This window comes from Herbiconiux moechotypicola, assembly GCF_024979255.1.
Taxonomy (GTDB): Bacteria; Actinomycetota; Actinomycetes; order Actinomycetales; family Microbacteriaceae; genus Herbiconiux; species Herbiconiux moechotypicola.
This window is the reverse complement of the sequence record NZ_JANLCN010000044.1, coordinates 1-587: the sequence shown is the minus strand read 5'-3', so window position 1 is coordinate 587 and position 587 is coordinate 1. Positions and strand designations below refer to the sequence as shown.

Below are 587 nucleotides of genomic sequence, written 5' to 3'. Positions count from 1 at the left end.
TTGGTGACGGCTTTCTTCCAGTTGCGGAGTTGGCGGTCGCGTTCGGAGGCATCCATCTGGGGGGTCCAGCGGGAGTCTTCCTGCCAGTTCGCGCGGAGCTCGTCCAGCGATCCCCAGTACCCGACCGCGAGACCCGCCGCATACGCCGCCCCGAGCGCGGTGGTCTCCGCGACTACGGGACGCACCACCGGAACACCCAGGATGTCGGCCTGGAACTGCATCAGCAGGTTGTTCGCGATCATCCCCCCATCGACCTTCAACTCCGTCAACTCCACCCCACTGTCGGCGTTGACCGCGTCGAGAACCTCACGGGTCTGGAACGCGGTCGCCTCCAACGCCGCACGGGCGATGTGGGCCTTGTTCACATACCGGGTCAACCCCACCAGCGCACCACGCGCATCCGGCCGCCAATACGGCGCGAACAACCCACTGAACGCGGGCACGAAGTACGCGCCACCGTTGTCCTCCACCGACGCCGCCAACGTCTCCACCTCAGGAGCCGAGCTGATGATGCCCAGGTTGTCGCGCAACCACTGGATCAACGACCCCGTCACCGCGATCGACCCCTCCAACGCGTAATGCGCCGG

Annotated in this window: 1 protein-coding gene; it reads right to left on the bottom strand. The window is 66.1% G+C overall.

Annotated features, from left to right (window positions below; genetic code table 11):
* A partial coding sequence (locus tag N1031_RS20415) for an FGGY family carbohydrate kinase (RefSeq protein ID WP_259481796.1) occupies positions 1-587 on the bottom strand: 587 nt, incomplete at both ends.